This window comes from Halogeometricum sp. CBA1124, from assembly GCF_009741955.1.
GTDB lineage: Archaea > Halobacteriota > Halobacteria > Halobacteriales > Haloferacaceae > Halogeometricum > Halogeometricum rufum.
Genome location: NZ_WPCD01000322.1, coordinates 1 through 2228, shown reverse-complemented (window position 1 = coordinate 2228; position 2228 = coordinate 1). Strand labels below are relative to the sequence as shown.

Below are 2228 nucleotides of genomic sequence, written 5' to 3'. Positions count from 1 at the left end.
GCGTCGGAGGTTTTCGACGCCGCACCGCCCGACGGCGTCGGAGGTATTCGACGCCGCGGACCGTCTCGCTCCGCCGCCGCCCTCCGTGCGGTACCGCCCCGCACACTCGTCGGTAAAGACAACCTCTTTTAGCCGTACCGTCCGAGAGTCTCTATGTTGCTGACTGTCTCCGGTCCACCGGGTGCCGGAAAGAGTACGACCGTCGCCACACTCGCCGAGGCGTTCGGCCTCGAACACATCTCCGGCGGCGACATCTTCCGACAACTCGCCGCCGAACGCGACATGACGGCCGTCGAGTTCAACAGACTCGCCGAGGAGGACGACCAGATAGACCGCGACCTGGACCGTCGCCTCCGCACCATCGCTCTGGAACGCGACGACGTCCTCCTCGAATCGCGCCTCGCCGGGTGGCTGGCGGGCGACGCCGCCGACATCCGCCTGTGGCTCGACGCGCCCCTCGACGTGCGCGCGAAGCGCATCGCCGCGCGGGAGGACAAGTCGCTCGACACCGCCCGCGAGGAGACGCACGCCCGCGAGGAGAGCGAAGCCCTGCGCTACGAGGAGTACTACAGCATCGACATCACCGACCTCGGCATCTACGACGTGACGCTCAACACGGCGCGGTGGAGCGAGGAGGACGTGCCGGACATCCTGACCGCCGCCGTCGAGGCGTACGACCCCGACGACGACGAGGGGAAGTTCCCGGTCGAGGGCGTCGAGTACGACTTCTGAACCGTGACCGACCTTCGCGACCCACCCCACGACCGTTCGCTCGCGGACCTGCTCTCGTTCGGCGTCGTCAACCTCGACAAACCCCCCGGTCCGTCGGCGCACCAGGTCGCCGCGTGGGTCCGAGACATGGCGGGCGTCGAACAGGCGGCGCACGCCGGCACGCTCGACCCGAAGGTCACCGGCTGTCTCCCGATGCTCCTCGGCGACGCCACCCGGATGGCGCAGGTGTTTCTGGAAGGCTCTAAGGAGTACATCTCGGTGCTGGAACTCCACAAGCCCGCGCCGTCGGACTTGGAGAGCGTCGTCGCGGAGTTCGAGGGCGAAGTGTACCAGAAACCGCCCCGAAAGAGCGCCGTCTCCCGCCGCCTCCGGTCGCGCGAGGTGTACGAACTCGACCTGCTGGAGGTTCGGGACCGGCAGGCCCTCCTGCGGATTCGCTGCGAGAGCGGGACGTACGTCCGGAAGCTCTGTCACGACATCGGGCTGGCGGCCGGCACCGGCGCGCACATGGGGAACCTCCGCCGGACGGCGACGGACCCGTTCGACGACACCGATCTCGTGACGCTGTACGACCTCGCGGACGCCCTCGCGTTCGCCGAGGCGGGCGACGAGAGCCTCCTCCGCGAGGTGGTCGCGCCCGCCGAACGCGCCCTCACGCACCTCCCGCACGTCACCATCGCTCACTCCGCGGCCGAACAGGTCGCCGAGGGCGCACCGGTGTACGCGCCCGGCGTGTTCGATGCCGACGACGCCGAACGCGGGTCGCTCGTCGCCTGCGTCACGCCCGACGACGCGGCGGTCTGCCTCGGCCGACTGGTCGGCGACCCCGACGCCGAGTCGGGCGAAGTCGTCTCTCTCGAACGCGTGCTGGTCTGAACGCACTTTCACCCGCGACCCGACGCCGGTTCGCGTGGCCCGACGCGGCGACGGGAACACCGGTATCCGACGACTTTTGCCCGTGCCCGCAGAGACCGAGACATGCACGTAGGAAGCGTCGAATCGGAATCCGGCGCGGTCGTCAGCGGCTGGTTCGAGGTGACCGACCTCCCGACGGGCGGGAGCGAACGACTCCCCGTGGTGATAGCCGAGGGCGACGCCGACGGCCCCACCCTCTGGCTCACCGGCGGCGTCCACGGCGACGAGGCCACCGGCGTCGCCGTCGCGCAGGACGCGATGCGGGACGACTTGGCGGACCTCCTCTCGGGAACGGTCGTCTGCGTCCCCGTCGTCAACCCGGCGGGTCTCCGGCGGAACGACCGCCGGTCGTACTACGGCGACGACGACCCGAACCGTTACTTCCCCGACCCCGAGTCCACGTCCTCGCGGCCGCCGAGCGTTCAGGAACGCATCGACGAACGCCTGTACGAGGCGTTCGCGGCGTCGGCCGACGCGCTGGTCGACCTCCACACCGCGCAGGTGGGGTCGATGCCGTTCGTCATCCGCGACCGGGTGCTGTACGGCGACCGTCGCGACGAGTCCGCCGCCGAGGAACTCGC

3 protein-coding genes are annotated in these 2228 nt (G+C 70.0%); all 3 read left to right on the top strand.

Going from position 1 to position 2228, the window contains the following annotated elements:
* Positions 1–153: 153 nt before the first annotated feature.
* A complete protein-coding gene (gene cmk / locus GJ632_RS21045; RefSeq protein ID WP_191453942.1) occupies positions 154–732 on the top strand; it encodes a (d)CMP kinase in 579 nt (192 codons plus the stop codon).
* 3 nt (positions 733–735) lie between these two features.
* Positions 736–1608 (top strand): RNA-guided pseudouridylation complex pseudouridine synthase subunit Cbf5, encoded by an 873-nt coding sequence (locus GJ632_RS21040; RefSeq protein ID WP_343161308.1) that lies wholly within the window; start codon positions 736–738, stop codon positions 1606–1608.
* Positions 1609–1710: 102 nt separating this feature from the next.
* Positions 1711–2228: succinylglutamate desuccinylase/aspartoacylase family protein (locus tag GJ632_RS21035; RefSeq protein WP_197428142.1), on the top strand; the 518-nt coding region annotated here is incomplete at its 3' end.